16 protein-coding genes are annotated in these 18,268 nt (G+C 55.5%); 8 read left to right on the forward strand and 8 right to left on the reverse strand.

Features of this window, described 5'->3' with window-relative positions; all coding sequences use genetic code 11:
- The first annotated feature begins 7 nt into the window (after positions 1 to 7).
- The 3 genes from AC2D8V_RS15585 (at position 8) to AC2D8V_RS15595 (ending at position 2,806) form a co-directional block, all read left to right on the forward strand.
- Positions 8 to 880, forward strand: a complete 873-nt coding sequence (locus AC2D8V_RS15585) for an NAD(P)-dependent oxidoreductase (RefSeq protein WP_484734488.1) — start codon at positions 8 to 10, stop codon at positions 878 to 880.
- Positions 873 to 1,361 carry a GNAT family N-acetyltransferase gene (locus AC2D8V_RS15590; RefSeq protein ID WP_484734489.1) on the forward strand — a complete coding sequence of 163 codons (489 nt, stop codon included), beginning with the start codon at positions 873 to 875 and terminating at the stop codon, positions 1,359 to 1,361. The genes AC2D8V_RS15585 and AC2D8V_RS15590 overlap by 8 nt, the downstream gene beginning before the upstream one ends.
- 191 nt (positions 1,362 to 1,552) lie before the next feature.
- On the forward strand, positions 1,553 to 2,806 hold the full coding sequence (locus tag AC2D8V_RS15595; RefSeq protein WP_484734490.1) for a PAS domain-containing protein: 1,254 nt from the start codon (positions 1,553 to 1,555) through the stop codon (positions 2,804 to 2,806).
- Between the two features lie 28 nt (positions 2,807 to 2,834).
- Here AC2D8V_RS15595 and AC2D8V_RS15600 read toward each other — a convergent pair whose 3' ends face one another.
- Entirely contained in the window at positions 2,835 to 3,401 is a 567-nt protein-coding gene (locus AC2D8V_RS15600; RefSeq protein ID WP_484734491.1) for a lipid-binding SYLF domain-containing protein, read from the reverse strand.
- Between the two features lie 113 nt (positions 3,402 to 3,514).
- Positions 3,515 to 4,513 carry a porphobilinogen synthase gene (gene hemB, locus AC2D8V_RS15605; protein WP_484734492.1) on the reverse strand — a complete coding sequence of 333 codons (999 nt, stop codon included), beginning with the start codon at positions 4,511 to 4,513 and terminating at the stop codon, positions 3,515 to 3,517.
- A gap of 121 nt (positions 4,514 to 4,634) precedes the next feature.
- On the opposite strand from hemB, the gene AC2D8V_RS15610 reads away from it, so the two are divergent.
- Both AC2D8V_RS15610 and mfd read left to right on the forward strand, forming a co-directional pair.
- Positions 4,635 to 5,162 carry a component of SufBCD complex gene (locus AC2D8V_RS15610; protein WP_484734493.1) on the forward strand — a complete coding sequence of 176 codons (528 nt, stop codon included), beginning with the start codon at positions 4,635 to 4,637 and terminating at the stop codon, positions 5,160 to 5,162.
- A 34-nt stretch (positions 5,163 to 5,196) separates the two neighbouring features.
- Positions 5,197 to 8,673 (forward strand): transcription-repair coupling factor, encoded by a 3,477-nt coding sequence (gene mfd, locus AC2D8V_RS15615; RefSeq protein ID WP_484734494.1) that lies wholly within the window; start codon positions 5,197 to 5,199, stop codon positions 8,671 to 8,673.
- Here mfd and AC2D8V_RS15620 read toward each other — a convergent pair whose 3' ends face one another.
- The 3 genes from AC2D8V_RS15620 to AC2D8V_RS15630 all read right to left on the reverse strand — a co-directional run bounded on the left by AC2D8V_RS15620 (position 8,674) and on the right by AC2D8V_RS15630 (position 12,175).
- Positions 8,674 to 9,870 carry a multidrug effflux MFS transporter gene (locus tag AC2D8V_RS15620; protein WP_484734574.1) on the reverse strand — a complete coding sequence of 399 codons (1,197 nt, stop codon included), beginning with the start codon at positions 9,868 to 9,870 and terminating at the stop codon, positions 8,674 to 8,676.
- A 153-nt stretch (positions 9,871 to 10,023) separates the two neighbouring features.
- Complete coding sequence (locus AC2D8V_RS15625) at positions 10,024 to 10,665, reverse strand: DsbA family oxidoreductase (RefSeq protein WP_484734495.1); 642 nt, start codon at positions 10,663 to 10,665, stop codon at positions 10,024 to 10,026.
- Positions 10,658 to 12,175 (reverse strand): class I adenylate-forming enzyme family protein, encoded by a 1,518-nt coding sequence (locus AC2D8V_RS15630; RefSeq protein WP_484734496.1) that lies wholly within the window; start codon positions 12,173 to 12,175, stop codon positions 10,658 to 10,660. Before AC2D8V_RS15630 ends, AC2D8V_RS15625 begins: the two co-directional genes overlap by 8 nt.
- Positions 12,176 to 12,240: 65 nt before the next feature.
- Here AC2D8V_RS15630 and AC2D8V_RS15635 point away from each other — a divergent pair, with 65 nt between their 5' ends.
- Positions 12,241 to 12,864, forward strand: coding sequence for a helix-turn-helix domain-containing protein (locus tag AC2D8V_RS15635; protein ID WP_484734497.1), 624 nt, complete (start codon positions 12,241 to 12,243; stop codon positions 12,862 to 12,864).
- Here AC2D8V_RS15635 and AC2D8V_RS15640 read toward each other — a convergent pair.
- Entirely contained in the window at positions 12,853 to 13,536 is a 684-nt protein-coding gene (locus tag AC2D8V_RS15640) for an aquaporin (protein WP_484734498.1), read from the reverse strand. The two genes, AC2D8V_RS15635 and AC2D8V_RS15640, sit on opposite strands and share 12 nt — an antisense overlap.
- On the reverse strand, positions 13,523 to 15,340 hold the full coding sequence (locus AC2D8V_RS15645) for an extracellular solute-binding protein (RefSeq protein WP_484734499.1): 1,818 nt from the start codon (positions 15,338 to 15,340) through the stop codon (positions 13,523 to 13,525). The genes AC2D8V_RS15640 and AC2D8V_RS15645 overlap by 14 nt, the downstream gene beginning before the upstream one ends.
- A 310-nt stretch (positions 15,341 to 15,650) precedes the next feature.
- On the opposite strand from AC2D8V_RS15645, the gene AC2D8V_RS15650 reads away from it, so the two are divergent.
- Together AC2D8V_RS15650 and AC2D8V_RS15655 are read left to right on the forward strand one after the other, a co-directional pair.
- Entirely contained in the window at positions 15,651 to 16,436 is a 786-nt protein-coding gene (locus AC2D8V_RS15650) for a 3-hydroxybutyrate dehydrogenase (RefSeq protein ID WP_484734500.1), read from the forward strand.
- Positions 16,437 to 16,514: 78 nt separating this feature from the next.
- Positions 16,515 to 17,552 carry a patatin-like phospholipase family protein gene (locus tag AC2D8V_RS15655; RefSeq protein WP_484734501.1) on the forward strand — a complete coding sequence of 346 codons (1,038 nt, stop codon included), beginning with the start codon at positions 16,515 to 16,517 and terminating at the stop codon, positions 17,550 to 17,552.
- On the opposite strand, the gene AC2D8V_RS15660 is transcribed toward AC2D8V_RS15655, so the two are convergent.
- Positions 17,536 to 18,267 carry a DUF502 domain-containing protein gene (locus AC2D8V_RS15660; protein WP_484734502.1) on the reverse strand — a complete coding sequence of 244 codons (732 nt, stop codon included), beginning with the start codon at positions 18,265 to 18,267 and terminating at the stop codon, positions 17,536 to 17,538. The genes AC2D8V_RS15655 and AC2D8V_RS15660 overlap by 17 nt on opposite strands.
- Position 18,268 lies beyond the last annotated feature (1 nt).

Raw genomic sequence — 18,268 nt, forward strand, 5'->3', positions numbered from 1 at the left:
GCATATCATGGCCAAACTCGCATTTCTCGGACTAGGCGTTATGGGGGCGCCGATGGCGGGGCACCTACAAAAGGCGGGCCATGACGTGACGGTTTACAACCGAACCGCCTCAAAAGCCGAAGATTGGGCCCAAGCTCATGGCGGCAATATGCAGAAAACACCCGCTGCCGCCGCTGCCGGCGCGGATATCGTCTTGGCCTGTGTCGGCAATGACGATGATCTGCGCAGTGTCTGCCTTGGGTCCGACGGGGCGTTTGCCTCCATGCTGCCAGGATCCATCTTTGTCGATCACACCACCGTTTCCGCTGCAGTCACCAAGGAACTGTACGCCGCGGCTAATGAAAAACAGATCAGCTTTGTCGATGCGCCGATCTCTGGCGGGCAGGCCGGTGCCGAAAACGGCGTGCTGTCGATCATGTGTGGTGGTGATCAGGGGGCTTACGATCGGGCGTTGCCCGTGATGGAGGTTTACTCGAAAATCTGCCGCCGGATCGGAGATAGCGGCGCGGGCCAGATGACCAAGATGTGCAACCAGATCGCAATCGCGGGCCTCGTACAGGGCTTGTCAGAGGCTTTGCACTTTGCAGATAAGGCTGGCCTTGACGGACGCGCCGTTGTCGAAGTCATCAGCCAGGGTGCTGCGGGCAGTTGGCAAATGTCCAACCGCTATGAAACCATGTTGGATGATCATTTCGATCATGGGTTTGCGACGGACTGGATGCGCAAGGATTTGGGCATTTGCCTGTCGACAGCAAACGAGACGGGGGCGAGCCTTCCTGTGACAGCACTGGTAGACCAATTTTACAAAGATGTCCAAAAGATGGGTGGCGGTCGTTGGGATACCTCAAGCCTTTTCAAGCGCTTGCAAAATCTTGGCTGATCCCGAAACGGTTATCCGCGACGCGATACATGAAGATGCCACAACGATCGCCGGCATCTGGTATGATGGATGGCGAGATGCACACCTCCAACTGGTACCTGATGCACTGGCAAAGCTGCGAACGCTTGAGAGTTTTCAGGAGCGTACGATAAACCTGATCGGGCAAACCCGTGTTGCTCAGACTAAAGATGTGACTGGTTTCTGCATTTGCAGAGCGGATGAGCTTTATCAGATGTATGTGGCACCAGCGGGCCGTGGTACCGGTATTGCCCAGCGATTGATTGCGGATGCTGAAACTTCTTTTGCCAAAGCAGGTATCGAAAAAGCGTGGCTGGCCTGCGCGATAGGAAATACACGCGCGATGCGATTTTACGAAAACTGCGGTTGGCAGAATACCGGTCGCGAAAAGGTGTCGCTTGATACGTCAGCGGGCAGTTTCGAGTTGGAAATTCTCAGATACGAAAAACACTTTGGGTCTTAGGTGAGGGGTGCGGCACAACTGTAACAGGCCGCCTATGCTTTGTGGCACGGGATAACCGGTTCGCACATGGTAAGCGTATATCACGCAACTTACGGTGACCTAAAACGCAGTTGCACTTGCTGATATTCTTCAAAGGGGTTGTTTTTGGGGTCGGGTTTACCAAATCACAACGCCTCGCCTGCGATACCAGCATGACCAATGCACATCTGTGGGGCGCCATCGTCATGAGCCGCAAAAATCGTCTGCTCGATTCCAATGAATCAGACAGCTTTCAGGCAAGCGAGTTATTCTTTTCCCGGACTGACCCGCGCGGGGTCATCAGATTTACGAACGAAACCTTTCGGCGCATCAGTGGGTACGACTGGGAGACTTTGCGCGGCGCGCCTCACAAGATCGTGCGCCATCCGAACATGCCGAGAGGCCTTTTTCATTTGCTGTGGGAATTCCTTGGTAAAAAGCTGCCGGTCGGGGGCTATGTGAAAAACCTGAGCAAGGACGGCACACATTACTGGGTTTTCGCGGTAATGGTCCCAACGGATGACGGGTATCTTTCTGTCAGGTTAAAACCTCTTGGCGGCAAACTGAACGACATCAAAAAACTCTACCTGCAGCTTCGCAAGCGCGAACTGGAAGAAGACATAACGCCCGAACAATCCAAGGTAGACCTGATTTCGGCCCTGAATGATTTGGGATATAAAAGTTACCAGCATTTCATGATCCGCGCGCTGAGCGAAGAAATTGCAGCACGTAGCGCCGCATTAAATATCCAGCCGGACAGTACGCTCCCGTCGCTACTGAATATGTTGGACGCAGTTGCAGAAATCGAAGAGCACTCGCAAGTTGTGGCGCGCATCTTTGAAGAGACAAAGCAAATACCCCACAACATGAAACTGCAGGCGCAGCGTTTGGAAGGACGTGAAGGACCGATCGGTGTAATATCGGGTAACCATCAGGAAATGATGCGATCTTTAGAAGAAGCCGTCACAAACTTTTCGAAAGCCGCGCACGAGGGTGCCGATCACATCGGGCAAGTCTGTTTCATAACCTCGACCACCCGGTTGCTGTCAGAAGTCCACGCTAATTTCAACGATGAAAGCGTGCCAGACGATATCGATAAAGCAGCAGAGCTTTCGCGCCTTGTCGGATTGCAACGGTATTCGAGTGACATGCTTGATACGGGATTGAATGATCTGACCGCGCGGACGAAACGATTTTCCGAGATGTGCCGTGATATCCGGCGTGTCATGTCCGGCCTGGAGATGACACGGATCATGTGCAAAATCGAAAGGTCAAACCTCACGGTTGATGCCGATGGACTGGATGAATCCATTGTAGAACTCAACCGATGCGAGACCGAGCTTTCTGCGGTAATTCTCAAGATCGAGGCGAATGTCGCGTTTATTCAACAAGCTCCGATCCAGAAGATCCGAAAGCTGGCGGCCTGACCCGTACGTCAGACCGCCATTGCCAGCATTATGGGATGATGCGGGTGTATTTGTTGCCTTTAAGCGTCGCACCGAGTAGCAGACCGGCCCGTCCAAAGACTGCGGCGATCACAGGGGAAAGTGCCGTTGTGGTGTTGGCGCTTGCGCCGTCGCCCTGATCAGAGATCACGTATTCCACGTCACCGCCAACTGCCCATCCGGGCGAGCGCCGGAAGTCGGTCAGCGCGTCCTCTGTCATAAAGAACAAGACATGCGCATACTGCTGCGCACCGATCTGAAGGCCGCCGGACACTTCGGCCAGCGAGTAGTAATCGACCGTGATGTCGTTTACGCGCAGCGCGCCACGTCCGTAAGCCCCCCCAAAACCAAAGCCAGCCTCGGTAACCAAGGGCATGATCAGCATGCCGTTGGATTTGTCCGCCAGACTGCGCGTATTTGGATAAGCGCTGTACATTTCGTCCAGCGTTGCATCAACGCGGGCATCAATGCGCGCGCCGCCTGTCGATCCGACGCCGTTGCCGCAAGCAGTCGTTACAGCGGTCCCTGCCAATGCGCCAAGGGTGAAAACCCGGCGCGAAATTCCTGAACGTTTCATTTATTTGCCTGTATTATGTTGCTCTAATGCCGGTTCCCCCGACTTGTGCGCAACAATACGCTCATTAGCGGTCAGTGTCACCCTAAACCATATATCTAGGCGTCAATTCGCTGTCATTTTCCCAACAAACGCGCGGCCGCAGGGGCAAAATAGGTCAAGATCCCGTCACATCCGGCACGCTTGAACGCAAGCAGGCTTTCCATCATCGCCTTTTCTCCGTCTATCCAGCCGTTCGCCGCTGCTCCTTGGATCATCGAGAACTCACCCGAAACCTGATACGCATAGGTCGGTGCGCCAAAAGTGTCCTTTACCCGTCTGCAAATATCCAAATAAGGCATCCCGGGCTTGACCATAACCATATCCGCACCTTCCGACAGATCGCGCTCAATCAGGCGCAGCGCTTCATCCGAATTGCCCGGGTCCATCTGGTAAGTCTTTTTGTCGCCGGTAAGCGCACCTGATGCCCCGACCGCATCACGGAAAGGTCCGTAAAAGGCGGACGCGTATTTCGCAGCATAGCTCAGGATCATCACGCGCTGATGGCCCGCGTCTTCGAGCGCAGTGCGCATTGCACCGATACGCCCGTCCATCATATCAGACGGTCCAATGATATCGGCGCCAGCTTCGGCTTGCGCCAGCGTCATCCTGACCAACGCCTCAATCGTACGATCGTTGACAATTTCGCCATTCTCAACAAACCCGTCATGGCCGTTAATGTTATAAGTATCGAGAGCCACATCGGTCATGATCGCCAACTCTGGCACCGCCTTTTTGACGGCGCGTATCGCGCGATTGGCATGATTTTCCGGATCCCAAGCACCTGCGCAATCCTCGGTGCGCTCTTCCAGGCCAGTGTAGGGAAAGATGCAGATGGCGGGTATCCCAAGATCAGCCGCTTCGCGTGCGGCCTCGACAATCTTGTCAACAGACCTGCGAAACACCCCTGGCATTGACGGAATAGGCTCCTCGATCCCGTCACCGGAGCGCACAAATACCGGCCAGATGAAATCATCCACGCTTACCGTGCTTTCGCGGGTCAGGGCCCTGATCTGCGGGCTCTGACGGGCGCGACGGAAACGGGTCGCAGGAAAAGAAGCTTGGGTCGGGCGCATCGTAATCTGTCCATTTTGAGTTACAGTCGATGAGTGCCACGTATTTTTCCGCAAGCCAAGGCTAGGAATTGCCACGATGCGCCGCTAAGAGAGGCAAAACGACCAAACAAAAGCACCGACCTTGGACATCTACAGCAGTATTTTCGAACTTATCGACATGCGTTCCTTCTCGAACCTCTGGTTCTGGATCGCTTTGGCTGTCCTGTGGTCCACTGCCAGCCATTGGATACTGGGCGTGCCTTACGACATGGTACTGCGTGCGCGCAGGCAGGGCGGACAGACCGAACAGGATCTGGAAGACCTTGTGCGCATCAACACCAATCGCATGCTCTATATCGCACGGGTGTCGGGCCTATGGATGCTGAGCATCGGGTGCTTTGTCCTGTCGGGGCTGGTTGTGCTCGGTTTTGTCTACGGTGTCGAGTTTGCACAGGCGCTGTTTCTTCTGGCTTTTCCGATGGCCATTGTTGCATTGATTTCCCTATCAACTGCCCGCCTCATCCAAGAGGAAGAAGCAGCAGGCGAGTTGCTGCGCAAACGGTTGACGCGCAACCGGTTGTACGTCCAGATTACCGGTCTGATCTCGATCTTTATGACCGCGCTTTGGGGCATGTACCAAAACATGTCGATCGGCGTACTTGGCGGTTGACACAAGGGTCACCAAGGACCAAGTCAAGCAGCCTATGGCAAACCAATCCCGCATAACCGTCTCGGGCGTTCCCGAAGGCTTTGACGCGCGCTTCTTGTTGGAAGAGATTGACAAGAATGACCGCCCGGTGCTGCACATTGCGCGCGATGACAAAAGGCTCGCGGCGATGCAGGCAGCATTGCGGTTTTTTGCGCCCGCAATGCCGGTCGTCGTATTCCCCGGTTGGGATTGCCTGCCATATGACCGCGTTTCGCCAAATGCCGATATCTCGGCACAGCGGATGGCAACGCTGGCGGCTTTGCAACACGGGATGCCCAGCCAGTTTGTCTTGCTGACAACACTGAATGCCGCGAGCCAGAAAATCCCTGCACGTTCGATTTTGAAAGACGCGGCATTTACAGCACGGGTGGGAGACAGGATCGACGAAGCCGCCCTTCGCGCGTTTTTGGTTCGTATGGGCTTTGCTCAGAGCCCGACCGTGACGGAACCGGGTGATTATGCAATTCGCGGCGGTATTATCGACATTTTCCCACCCGGAGACCTCGGGCCGGTGCGCCTTGATCTCTTTGGTGACGTGCTGGACGGTGCCCGCCGATTTGATGCCGCAACCCAGCGGACCACGGAAAAGCTAGATGTGGTAGAACTGGCACCTGTGTCCGAAATCATTATGGACGAGGCGGCAATCACTCGATTTCGCCAGAATTACCGGATTGAGTTTGGCGCAGCAGGCACCGATGACCCGCTTTACGAAGCCGTTAGCGCAGGCCGCAAACACCATGGCGCGGAACACTGGTTGCCTTTCTTCCACGAAGAGCTTGAAACTCTGTTCGATTACGTGCCTGAGGCGTCGATCTCGCTGGATGACCAGATTCCGGCGATGCATCAGGCGCGCTGGGAAAGCATCGAAGATCAGTATGAGACGCGCCGACTTGCCATGGCGAACCGGTCTAAAATGGATACGGTGTACAAGCCTGCACCACCAACGGCGCTTTATCTGGACGAGGCCGCTTGGGCCACGCGGTTTGACGGTCGGCGTGCTCTTTACCTAAGTGCCTTGCCGCAACCGACAGGCCCCAACGCGATCGACGCTGGCGCACGCATCGGGCGCAATTTCTCACCTGAACGGCAACAGGAATCATTAAGCCTTTTCGGTGCGTTGGCCGATCACGTTAAGAAAAAACTTGAAAGCGGCCCAGTGCTGATCGCAAGCTACTCGGAAGGCGCGCGCGAGCGCCTGACAGGGTTGATTGAAGACGAAGGGCTGGCAGAAGCGATACCGGTGCCAAATGCCACCCGCATTGGCAAACGGGGTCTGTATCTGGCGGTATGGGCACTTGAACACGGGTTCGAAGCGCCCGGATTGACTGTCATCTCGGAACAAGACGTCCTTGGCGACAGGCTCATTCGCACGACCCGCAGAAAGCGCCGTGCTGAAAACTTCCTCACCGAAACCCAATCTCTGGCCCCCGGTGATCTGATCGTACACGTGGATCATGGCATCGGGCGGTACAAGGGGCTGGAGGTGGTCACTGCCGCCGGTGCGGCCCATGAATGTATTCTGTTGGAATACGCCGAGAACGCAAAACTCTACCTGCCTGTTGAAAACATTGAACTGCTGTCGAAATACGGCCATGAGGAGGGTCTTCTCGATCGGTTGGGCGGTGGCGCTTGGCAGGCCAAGAAAGCGCGCCTCAAAGAGCGAATTCGCGAGATCGCGGACAAACTGATCCGCGTGGCAGCCGAGCGCGCGCTGCGCAAGGCTCCGGTGCTGGAGCCTCCACCCGGCATGTGGGACGCCTTCAGCGCGCGGTTTCCCTATACGGAAACCGATGACCAGTTGCGCTCCATATCGGACGTAATCGACGACATGACATCCGGCCAACCGATGGACAGGCTGGTCTGCGGAGATGTCGGTTTCGGCAAGACCGAAGTTGCCATGCGCGCCGCTTTTGTTGCCGCGATGTCCGGTGTGCAGGTGGCCGTGATCGCGCCGACCACCCTGCTGGCACGCCAGCACTACAAAAGTTTTGCCGACCGGTTTCGCGGTTTTCCGATTAATGTAAAGCAGTTGAGCCGCTTTGTTTCAGCAAAAGAGGCGAATGCAACGCGAGATGCCATGGCGCGGGGCACGGCTGATATTGTGATCGGTACGCATGCTCTTTTGGCCAAGGGTATCAGGTTTAACAATCTCGGTTTGTTGATCATTGACGAGGAACAGCATTTTGGCGTGACACACAAAGAGCGCCTAAAACAGCTGCGGTCTGATATCCACGTGCTCACACTGACGGCAACGCCAATCCCGAGAACCTTGCAACTAAGCCTGACGGGTGTACGCGATCTGTCAATTATCGGCACACCACCTGTAGACCGCCTCGCCATTCGGACCTACGTCAGCGAATTCGACAGCGTCACATTACGCGAAGCGTTGTTGCGCGAACATTATCGCGGTGGTCAATCCTTTTACGTGGTACCGCGAATTTCCGATTTGCCTGAGATCGAAGAATTTCTGCAAGACCAACTGCCTGAGCTGACGTATGTGGTCGCGCACGGCCAGATGGCGGCAGGCGAACTGGATGACCGGATGAATGCATTTTACGACGGCAAATTCGATGTTCTTCTGGCAACGACAATTGTGGAATCCGGCCTCGATATTCCAACTGCCAATACGATGATTGTCCATCGGGCTGATATGTTTGGACTTGCCCAGTTGTATCAGATCCGTGGACGGGTAGGGCGTTCGAAAACCCGCGCCTATGCCTATTTGACCACCAAGCCGCGGAAGCCACTGACGCCCACAGCAGAAAAGCGGCTTCGTGTTCTGTCCAGCCTCGACACGCTGGGTGCCGGTTTCACACTGGCCAGTCAGGATCTGGATATTCGCGGTGCGGGCAATCTTTTAGGCGAAGAACAATCAGGCCAGATGCGAGACGTGGGCTTTGAACTCTATCAATCAATGCTTGAAGAAGCGATTGCCAAGATCCGCGCCGGCGAGATGGAAGGTCTGTCAGAAGCGGACGACCAATGGGCCCCTCAGATCAATCTGGGCGTGCCCGTACTTATTCCCGAAGCCTACGTGCCCGATCTGGACGTGCGGCTTGGTCTTTACCGCCGCCTTTCAAGCCTCACGACAAAAGTAGAACTTGAGGGCTTTGCGGCAGAGCTGATCGACCGCTTTGGCAAATTACCCAAGGAAGTGAACACACTGCTGCTGGTCGTGCGCATCAAGGCTATGTGCAAAAAAGCAGGCATTGCCAAACTGGACGGTGGGCCGAAAGGCGCAACAATTCAATTCCACAATGACAAGTTTGCGTCTCCGCAGGGGCTTGTGGATTTCATTCAGGATCAACGTGGGCTTGCAAAAGTTAAGGATAACAAGATCGTTGTCCGGCGCGACTGGAAAGCAGACGCGGACAAGATCAAGGGGGCTTTTGCGATTTCACGGGATCTCGCAGAGAAAGTTGTGGCGGAGAAAAAGCGAAAATCAGCGAGGGCTAAAGCCAAAAGCGCGTGATTACTCCGCAGCCAATCGGCCTTCCATTCGTTTCATGCGCAGCATCAGGACGAAACCGATGCTAACCATGACCAACACGGCAATGAGCATGGGCCGAATTGTCCCGTCAAACATCAACCCGACAGGTGAGGCCAACAAAGCCGCCAGAATGGTGGCAACTGCGCCAATGACGCTTGCAGCCATGCCGGCGATGTGGCCCATCGGTTCCATCGCGATGGCATTGAGGTTGCCGATCGTCAGACCTGCCTGAAAAAACATATAGGACTGCCAGACCACGAAAAGTGCGAAGTCATATTGTTGATCGATGAACCCGTTCAGCAACAACAGACCGCCCGACATCGCAATTTGGATAGCGAAAGCCAAAGTCACGAGGCGTCGCATGCCAAATCTCACCACGAGGATCGCATTCAGCAGGCTGGCCAAGGCGGAAATAAGCGCTGTCAGCGCAAACCAATACGGAAAGGTGTCGAAACGATCGAACACTTTGGAGTAGATGGTCGGGATCGACATCAGTAGCGAAAACAGTGACGCCATTGCGCAGGTCTGTGCAAATATCGACAAACGCACTACCGGCTGCGCAAACATTTCATGCACCGCGCCGCGGATCAACTTCCATCGTAACGGCCTGCGCTCAGCAACAGGCAGCGTTTCTGGCAATCGCACTCCAAGCCAAATCACCGAGATTAAAGAGAAGAGCACAAAAGCTGCAAAGATGCTGCGCCACCCTGCAAAGCCCATGATCACAACACCAATGGCCGGAGCGACCGCCGGAAAGAGCGTAAAGATCATCATGACGATCGATAGAATCCGTGCCATCTCACGGCCTGAAAAGAGGTCTCGAATGATGGCGACGCTGACCACGCGCGGGCCCGATGCTCCTATGCCCTGAAAAAGTCGTGCCACCAGCATGACTTCCAACGAGGTGCTTGCCCAGGCGACGCAGGCCGCAGCGATGTATAGCCCGGCCCCCATGAACATCATATTGCGTCTGCCGAAAGCATCCGACAGCGGACCAGAAACAAATGTCCCGATGCCCATACCCAAAACGAAAGACGTAACGATCAAAGATGCGCGTGTCGGATCGCTCGGCGCCAATTCTTGGCCGATTTGTTCTATCGCGGGAAGCATCGCGTCGATCGAAAATGCGATCGTTGCGAACATCATTGCCATCAGGGCGATAAATTCAGCCCGCCCCATAGGCAAATCATCAAATGTCGGCTTCAAAAGAGTGACCTTCTGCGGAATCGGCACGTCAATTAGTTGGTGCTAGTCAGCGTCAGGCATAACCTAGAGTTGAGGGCGGTGCAATCGCCACCCAGCGTCAACGTCCGGAAAAAAAGCGCCGAAAGGCTAAACGCCTGCTTTTAGCTCTTCAATGACGCGAAGCCATAACTCCGGCGGTTGTGCCCCCGGCACGGCATGTTTGCCACCGACGATAAATGTCGGCACCGAATTCACACCCATCTGTCGGCTGTGTGCATCGCGATTGCGAATGTCCTCGACGTCAGCATCAGATGCGAGGAGTTTCGCAACCACAGCAGCGTCCATTTCAATACTATCTGCAATATCGGCCAAGACCTCGCGGTCGCCGATATCCCGCCCTTCAACAAAATACGCTTCGAAAAGCGCAGAGACTGCAGCGGTTTGCCGTTTTTCGATCCCGGCCCAATGGATCAAACGGTGCGCGTCAATCGTATTTGGCGTGCGTTTCATTGCTTCGAAGTCAATCGACAGACCGGCTGCGGCGGCATTTTCAACGACAGGCGCGTAGGCGCGCACCGCGCCTTCCTTGCCGCCAAATTTTCCTTCGAGATATGCACGGCGGTCCATACCTTCCGCCGGCATGTCCGGGTTCAACTGAAACGGGTGCCATTCGATGACAAAAGGATGATCCGGCACTTGCCCCAAAGCCTTGTCCAGATGTGTTTTGCCAATATAGCACCACGGGCAGATCGGGTCGGAAATTACGTCGATTTTGATGGTCTCAGTCATGTTGCCCCTCATAGGCTGCGGCAAGCGCGCGTCGCATCAACTTGCCGTTGTTGCCCAGCGGAAGCTCGGCCAGATGGATGAACAGGCGTGGTTGCTTGTAGCGCGCCAGATTTTCTTTGACATAAGCGTGCAGATTGAAATCGTCCAGTGGCTCGGGGCCGGTATAGAAGGCAGCGATAACCCGAGTATCGGCTTTTACCTCGACTTCTGTCACGCCGACGGTGTCAATTCCCGGAAATTGGCCCAGCACTGTCTCGACCTCGATAGGTGAGACACGAAAACCACCAGCGTTCATCATGTCGTCATGGCGACCAAGGTAAATCAGCGCGCGTTGGGCATTCATGACAGCCTGATCTCCGGTCAGGAACCAGTCTCCGGACATTCGCGCAGCCGTCTCGTCCGGGGCATCCAGATAGCCAAGCATGAGGCCGGGGTCTGACCGGTGCACCGCGATGGTTCCTTCTTGCCCAGCCGCAACCGGTTTGCCGTCTTTTAACAGTGCCACACGCCGTCCGGGTTGTGGCTGCCCGAGGGTTTTCGGGTCCACGGGCTTTCCTGCAGGCTGTGAGATAAAGGTCGAGCATTCTGACATGCCGTAGGCTTCGTAAATCTGTCGTCCCGATTTCTCGCGCCATGACCCTGCAATATCTGGTGAAAGTTTTTCACCTGCGCTTAATCCATGACGAAGCGACGGCAGTGCCAGATCGGGTGCCCGGTCTAAAAGTTGCCGATAGACCCCCGGTGCTGCGGCAAAAATGGAAACCTCATGCGCTTTCATCAACGCAGGCAACGCCTCCACCGGCGTGCACGGGGCGGGGATATAGGCAGTCGCACCGATGGTCCACGGGTCCATGAGGCCGGTGCCGAGGGTATAGGTCCAGTTAAAGGCCCCCGCATGCATCACCCGATCATCCGCGCGCAGCCCGTACCAGCCGTCAAACATCATCTGACGTGCCCAAATCGACCGGTGGGCATGGGCAACCGCGCGGGGGATTCCGGATGTTCCGGAGGTGTAGATGATATATCCCAAACGCTCTGGATCGCCCAAAGACGGCGAGGTCGGCGGCAGGTCACGCATTTGTAAAAGTTCTTGGTCCGACAAGGTCCGCGGATGTGCTGCCGTCACGACCGAGGCGTCATGAAGAACACCTGCCGGTTTCAGTGCAGCGATAATCTGGGCTGTCTCGCGTTGAGTAAGACTGCTTGACGTTGGTACCGGGACCAGATCAGCCGCCAGAGCGGCCAGATAACAGATCGGAAAATCGGCAGAGTTCCCGAGACGGAACAAGAGCTTGTTACCCGGTCGGAAACCCGCCTTCAACAAGCCGGTAGCCGTGCCAAGAACGGCGCCCCGCAGGTCGCCATAAGACCACCGTTCGACATGACCCTCAGACACGATGCAAAGCGCGTCTTTGTCCGGCAAGCGTTCACCCGCAGCCAACACATGCGCGGCCAGATTGAATGGCGCCGGGCAGCGGGTAAAAGGGGTGGAGTCATACAGGCTTAGCATGCCCACGGTGCTATCGGTGACCCTGCGTCGTTGCAAGGGGGGCTGCAAGGTCCTATAGCGTTTGCATGACCGAGAGAGACCCAAAAACACTGATCCGCATTGCGCGCGAAACTGGTCAGGACGAAAACGGCACGCCGCTTGACCTTGGCGTGCGTGTACGTGAGTTGCGCAAAGCTCGTGACTGGACGCTGGAACAAGCCGCCACGCAAGCTGGCTTGGCACGTTCAACGCTCAGCAAGATTGAAAACGGTCAAATGTCGCCGACATATGACGCGCTCAAGAAGTTGGCGGTCGGCTTGGAAATTTCCGTGCCCCAGCTTTTTACCCCGCCGCGCGCGGGCCAGATCAACGGGCGTCTGGCGGTTACCAAGACCGGGCAGGGATCGGCGCAGGCGACCGCCACCTATGAGCATGAACTGCTGGCAGATACGCTCACCAAGAAACAGATGCTACCTTACCGCGCGCGCGTACGTGCACGCGACATGTCGGAATTTGACGGCTGGGTACGACACGATGGCGAAGAGTTTCTCTATGTGCTGACAGGTGTCATCAAGCTTTACACAGAGTTTTATGAACCCATCGAAATGCGCCGTGGCGACAGTGCCTATTATGACGCGACGATGGGACATAATGTAGTGTCTGTGAGCGCCGAGGATGCGAATATCCTCTGGGTCACATCACTGATCTGAAGGATTTCGCTGAAATAGCCAGCCAAGCGCAAGATGTGCCAGAAACACGGCCACAACCTGCGCCACAATAAATCCTGCGATATGTCCGGGGTAGATACCGGCAAACGTATCCGAAAAGCCACGCGCGATCGTCACTGCCGGGTTTGCAAAACTGGTTGATGCCGTAAACCAGTATGCACCAGTGATATACAAGGCGACCAGCGTCGGGACCGCATCAGGGCGTGCGCGCAATCCGCCGAAAATCACGAAAAGCAATCCAAAGGTCGCAACACATTCCGCGAACCACTGTGCGCCACCTGTACGGTGCAAGGTTTCGGAAGTTTGCAGCAACGGCAGATCGAACATCGCGTGGGTGGTGATTACGCCGATCAATCCGCCAACCACCTGTGCAACGACGTACGCAAATGCCAGTGGTGCACCTATTTCACCGCGCAAAAGGAAGGCCAGCGTCACTGCGGGGTTGAAATGAGCCCCCGAAATCGGCCCCAGTACCGTGATGATGGCGTAGAGCATTGCGCCCGTTGCTACCGAGTTTGCCAACAGCGCGACGGCAGTGTTACCGGATGCCAAACTTGCACCCATAATACCGCTGCCGATCACTGAAACGATCAACAGCGCTGTTCCAAGACTTTCGGCGACCAGACGTCGCGCAGTGTTTTCAGTTTGGCTCATACCACCAGACTTCTGGCATATATTCCGGACCGTCACCATAGATAGGAAGTGTCTCTGCGTGCTTCATTTCGGCGATATGGGCAATGTATCCGGTTGTAAACTGCCAGAACGGTATCACGTAGCGACCGGCAGTAAGGATGCGATCGAGTCCGCGTACTGCGGCGACAAAGTCTTCCTGCTCGGTTGCAGTGAGCATGGCATCAACCATCGCGTCCGCGGCAGGCGAGGCGACGCCCATGAGATTTCTTGAACCTTCCTGCGCGGCGGCTTCCGATCCCCAGTAAAAGCGCTGTTCATTCCCCGGTGAGAGTGACAAGGCCCGCCGGTAGTAGGTCATGTCAAAATCAAAGGCATTGGTCCGCGCGGTGAACTGAGCACTGTCTGTTGTCTCTATCGAAACGTCGACACCAAGACGGCGCAGCGCATTCACATAAAGGTCGGCAATCGCTTTGTTCTCGCTACTGTCTTGTGACAACAGGATCGTAAAGGCGACCTGTTCCCCTGACTGATCAACGAGACGACCGTCTTGCACACTGTATCCTGCTTCTTCGAGCAGGGCTAATGCCCGACGGATGCCGCGCCTGTTGCGCTCGCTTCCGTCTGTTTGCGGCAGGGTATATCCCTCCAGCGTGTCTGGCAGCAATTCAGCGGCGAAGGGTTCCAACAGGTCCGCGACCTTGCCTGTGGCAGGCCCGGGTTCAAATGCCAAAGAAGAATTGGAGAAATAGGACGTAATCCGCGGCTGTGCGCCGCCGGTGAGAGTGTCATTGATAAATTCGAAATTGAAGGCCTGAATCATGGCTTCGCGCACTCGCCAGTCATCAAAGGGCGCGCGACGCGAATTCATAACGAAACCCGTCATGCCCGACGGTTTTCCGTGCGGTATTTCCGATTTCACCACCTCTCCATTGGTAATCGCAGGGAAATCGTACTGGGTTTTCCACTTCTCCGCGTTGAACTCGCGCGCCGCGGAAATCTCTCCCGCCTTGAATGCTTCGAACAAGACGGAAGCATCGCCGTAAAAGTCTATGCGGATGGTATCGAAGTTGTTGGTACCCTGCCGGATGGCAAGGTTCTTGCCCCAATAGTCCGGGTTGCGGGTCAACTCGACACGACGTCCCGCCTCGTAGTCGCTGACCGTATAGGGGCCGGTTCCCAAGGGAATTTCCGCAAGTGTTGCATTGGCAAAGTCTTTGCCTTCCCACTGCGCACGACTCAGGATCGGACGCATGCCCGCCAGCAAAGCAAGTTCCCGGTTGTCGGTATTAAAAGTGATCCGCAAACTGCGCGCCCCGGTTTGCTCGATCTTCTCTATCTGCCGGTATAAACTATGATACCGCGGGTGACCTTCGGTGCCTAACAGCTCGTACGAGAAGATTACGTCATCAACGGTGACAGGCGAACCATCCGAAAACCTCGCGTCTTCGCGCAGCGTAAAGGCAACCCACGATCTGTCGTCCGGCACCTCAACCGATTCGGCAAGAAGACCATAAAGCGCGAAAGGTTCATCCCAAGAACGCCCCATGAGCGCTTCATGTGTAAAAAATCTTAATTGCCACGGGACGTTCCCTTTGCGGACATAAGGGTTGAGGCTGTCAAAGCTGCCGGTATTACCCAATGTGATGCTGCCGCCTTTTGGGGCATCCGCCCAAGCATATGGCAAGGACACAAAATCCGGTGGCAGAGCCGGCTGACCGTACATAGATATCCCATGTTGCGGTTCTGCCGATGCCAAACCTGCACATAGAATCACACTGGTGGCGGTCAGAATCCGACGCAAATCGCGGAAAAAAACAGTACTCATTTTGGATACAATCCTTCGCTGCCCTTGTTTTATTGAGCCGGAGCCTATCGGGGTATTTACGTCTTATCAAACTTTTAGCTTGGACAACGGCCTGAACTTGCTTATAAAGAACTCACTGCTCGATAGGTTTCTTGCCTGTATGAAACCTGCCTCAATAACTTAACGCCTGCCTTGTGCAGGCGTTTTTTTTTGCCCGCGAAACAAGCGGGATGGAACCAGCCGAACCCTTTTCCGGTTTGCTTTGCGCATGCAGCACGTCATGATGCGTGCAGCGCAGCAATGTCACTCAACTATCGGATAGGACGTCACCATGAGTTTCGAGATTTCACTGGCCGGAAAAACCGCTGTCATTACCGGATCCAATTCCGGCATAGGTCTGGGTGTGGCCTGGGCATTGGCTCGGGCAGGGGCGGATGTGGTTCTGAATTCTTTCACCGACACGGAGGAAGATCACGCCATTGCTGAAAAGATATCATCTGAGACAGGCACCAAGGCGCGCTATATTCAGGCAGATATGTCCAAGCCGGACGATTGCCGCGCGCTGGTCACCAAGGCGGGTTCATGCGATATCCTTGTGAATAATGCCGGCATCCAACACGTCGCTGCTATCCCAGATTTTCCGGCGGAGAAATGGGACGCCATCATCGCCATCAACTTGTCGTCGGCTTTTCACACCTCGGCGATCGCTCTGCCGATGATGCGCGAGGCGGGGTGGGGCCGTGTCATCAACGTCGCCTCGGCGCATGGTCTCACGGCATCGCCGTACAAATCGGCCTATATTGCTGCGAAGCACGGCGTCGTCGGCCTGACCAAAACGACCGCTTTGGAAACTGCCAAAGAACCGATCACGGCCAATGCCATATGCCCCGGATATGTCCTGACACCAATTGTCGAAAAGCAAATCCCTGACACGATGAAAGAATATGACATGAGCCGCGACGAGGTAATCGAGAACGTCATGCTGACCCGTCAGCCGTCAAAAGAGTTTGCGACGGTCGAACAGATCGGTGGCACGGCGATATTTTTGTGTTCGTCTGCTGCGGATCAGATCACAGGGACCACAATTAGTGTGGATGGCGGCTGGACAGCCTTATAACCGGCCGTCTGAACCGTTTGCGCGCCGTCGGAGCCTCCGGCGGGAGTTTATTTGGCAAGATGACAGGGAGCTGAGTTCGTGGAAAAAAAGCGCATCAATCTGGCCTTGCAGGGCGGCGGGGCACATGGTGCGTATACATGGGGTGTGCTCGACAGGTTGCTGATGGAACGCGATCTGGAAATAGCCGCTATTTCGGGCACCAGTGCAGGAGCACTGAACGGTGCCGCGTTGAAAGCCGGAATGATCGAAGACGGGCACGATGGTGCGCGGGCGCGGCTGGACTGGCTGTGGCAAGAGGTGGGCGCGCGGCCAGAATTTCATCTCGGGCAGTGGATGTGGCCGTTTTCGCTTTCGAATTTTTCTCACGCTCTTGAGATGTCGCCGGTTTTCATGGCAGCGGACGCCTGGTCGCGCGTCGTGTCGCCGTATTCGTACGGACCGCTTTATCAGAATCCGCTTGAGCCGATCATCAGCCAATTCAACTTTGACGATGTCTGCGCAGAACGCGGCGCAGGACCTTGTCTGTTTATTTGCGCAACCAAGGTGCGGGACGGCAAGGTTCGGGTTTTCAAGGACAGCGAGATTAATACGAATGTCATTCTTGCCTCGGCGTGCCTGCCGACGATTTTTCGCGCAGTATCCATTGATGACCCGGTCACCGGTACGCCGGATGACTATTGGGACGGCGGGTACACAGGCAACCCGGCCTTGTTCCCGCTATTCTCGGGCGGCTTGCCAGAAGACATCCTGATTATCAATATCAATCCTCTTGAGCGTAAGGACACGCCGCGATCGGCTCAGGACATTCAAAACCGCATCAACGAGATAAGCTTCAACTCATCACTGCTGCGTGAATTGCGCGCCATCGAATTTGTGCAGCGTCTTCTCGACCGCGGTGCTCTGAAGAAGGGCGAGATGAGCAGAGTGCTTGTACATATGATCGCCGACGACAGTTTGATGAACGAATTGTCGGTTGCCACAAAGCTGATCCCCACGCCCTATACGCTGGCGCGCTTGAAGGAAGCCGGGCAGCGGTCTGCTGACGCCTTTTTGGAAGAGCACTGGGGCGATCTGAACGCCCGATCCACTGTGGATCTGGTCAAGATGTTTCAGTAGGCGGATCAAATGGCGGCGCAAGCCCGTCTTCGCCGCCGTTGGGGTAGACAAGTCCCGCAGAGATCACCAGTTTGGCCGCTTCTTCGACGGTCATGTCGAGTTCAATCACATCCGCCTGTGGGACGAAGAGCAAAAAGCCTGATGTCGGGTTCGGCGTGGTTGGCAGAAAAATGGATAACATAGGGGCGCCATCGTTGCCGCGTCTGGCAATCTCACCCTTGGTGTTGGTCGAGATAAAGCCGATAGCCCAGATGCCCTTGCGGGGGTATTCGATGATGCAGGCCTTTTCGAAAGAACGTTCGGACTGCGCGAAAACCGTCTCTGAAATCTGTTTGATGCCGGAATAGATGGTCCGGACTACCGGCGTTCTTTCCACAAGGCTTTCGGCAAAGCGGATGAAGGATCGCCCGATCAAGCCTTTTGCCATCCAGCCGATTATCACGGTGAAAACAAGGAATATGACAACGCCGATGCCGCGGATGTTGATCTGCACATCGCGGTCGAGACCGAGCAGATCCTGTATCATACGGTCGGGCTGATACTTCTGCGGCACCAGCGGCAGGACGAATCCATCAATCCACCCAACCACGGACCAGATCAACCAAATGGTCAGCCCGACAGGTGCGATGACGACCAATCCGGTGATGAAATTGGCGCGCAGCCGCGCGAACATGCTTCGACGCGTAGGGGTTTCGGGGTCAAAAGGGGTCGTCATT

It is taken from the genome of Roseobacter sp. YIN89 (assembly GCF_057219365.1).

Excerpts from the sequence above, each read along its gene's own strand:
- AC2D8V_RS15650 (WP_484734500.1), top strand. The coding sequence starts at position 15,651 with ATGAGTTTCGAGATTTCACTGGCCGGAAAAACCGCTGTCATTACCGGA.
- AC2D8V_RS15635 (WP_484734497.1), top strand. The coding sequence starts at position 12,241 with ATGACCGAGAGAGACCCAAAAACACTGATCCGCATTGCGCGCGAAACT.
- AC2D8V_RS15645 (WP_484734499.1), bottom strand. The coding sequence starts at position 15,340 with ATGAGTACTGTTTTTTTCCGCGATTTGCGTCGGATTCTGACCGCCACC.
- AC2D8V_RS15585 (WP_484734488.1), top strand. The coding sequence starts at position 8 with ATGGCCAAACTCGCATTTCTCGGACTAGGCGTTATGGGGGCGCCGATG.
- AC2D8V_RS15660 (WP_484734502.1), bottom strand. The coding sequence starts at position 18,267 with ATGACGACCCCTTTTGACCCCGAAACCCCTACGCGTCGAAGCATGTTC.
- AC2D8V_RS15600 (WP_484734491.1), bottom strand. The coding sequence starts at position 3,401 with ATGAAACGTTCAGGAATTTCGCGCCGGGTTTTCACCCTTGGCGCATTG.
- AC2D8V_RS15620 (WP_484734574.1), bottom strand. The coding sequence starts at position 9,870 with ATGGGGCGGGCTGAATTTATCGCCCTGATGGCAATGATGTTCGCAACG.
- AC2D8V_RS15640 (WP_484734498.1), bottom strand. The coding sequence starts at position 13,536 with ATGAGCCAAACTGAAAACACTGCGCGACGTCTGGTCGCCGAAAGTCTT.
- AC2D8V_RS15595 (WP_484734490.1), top strand. The coding sequence starts at position 1,553 with ATGACCAATGCACATCTGTGGGGCGCCATCGTCATGAGCCGCAAAAAT.
- hemB (WP_484734492.1), bottom strand. The coding sequence starts at position 4,513 with ATGCGCCCGACCCAAGCTTCTTTTCCTGCGACCCGTTTCCGTCGCGCC.
- AC2D8V_RS15630 (WP_484734496.1), bottom strand. The coding sequence starts at position 12,175 with ATGCTAAGCCTGTATGACTCCACCCCTTTTACCCGCTGCCCGGCGCCA.
- mfd (WP_484734494.1), top strand. The coding sequence starts at position 5,197 with ATGGCAAACCAATCCCGCATAACCGTCTCGGGCGTTCCCGAAGGCTTT.
- AC2D8V_RS15625 (WP_484734495.1), bottom strand. The coding sequence starts at position 10,665 with ATGACTGAGACCATCAAAATCGACGTAATTTCCGACCCGATCTGCCCG.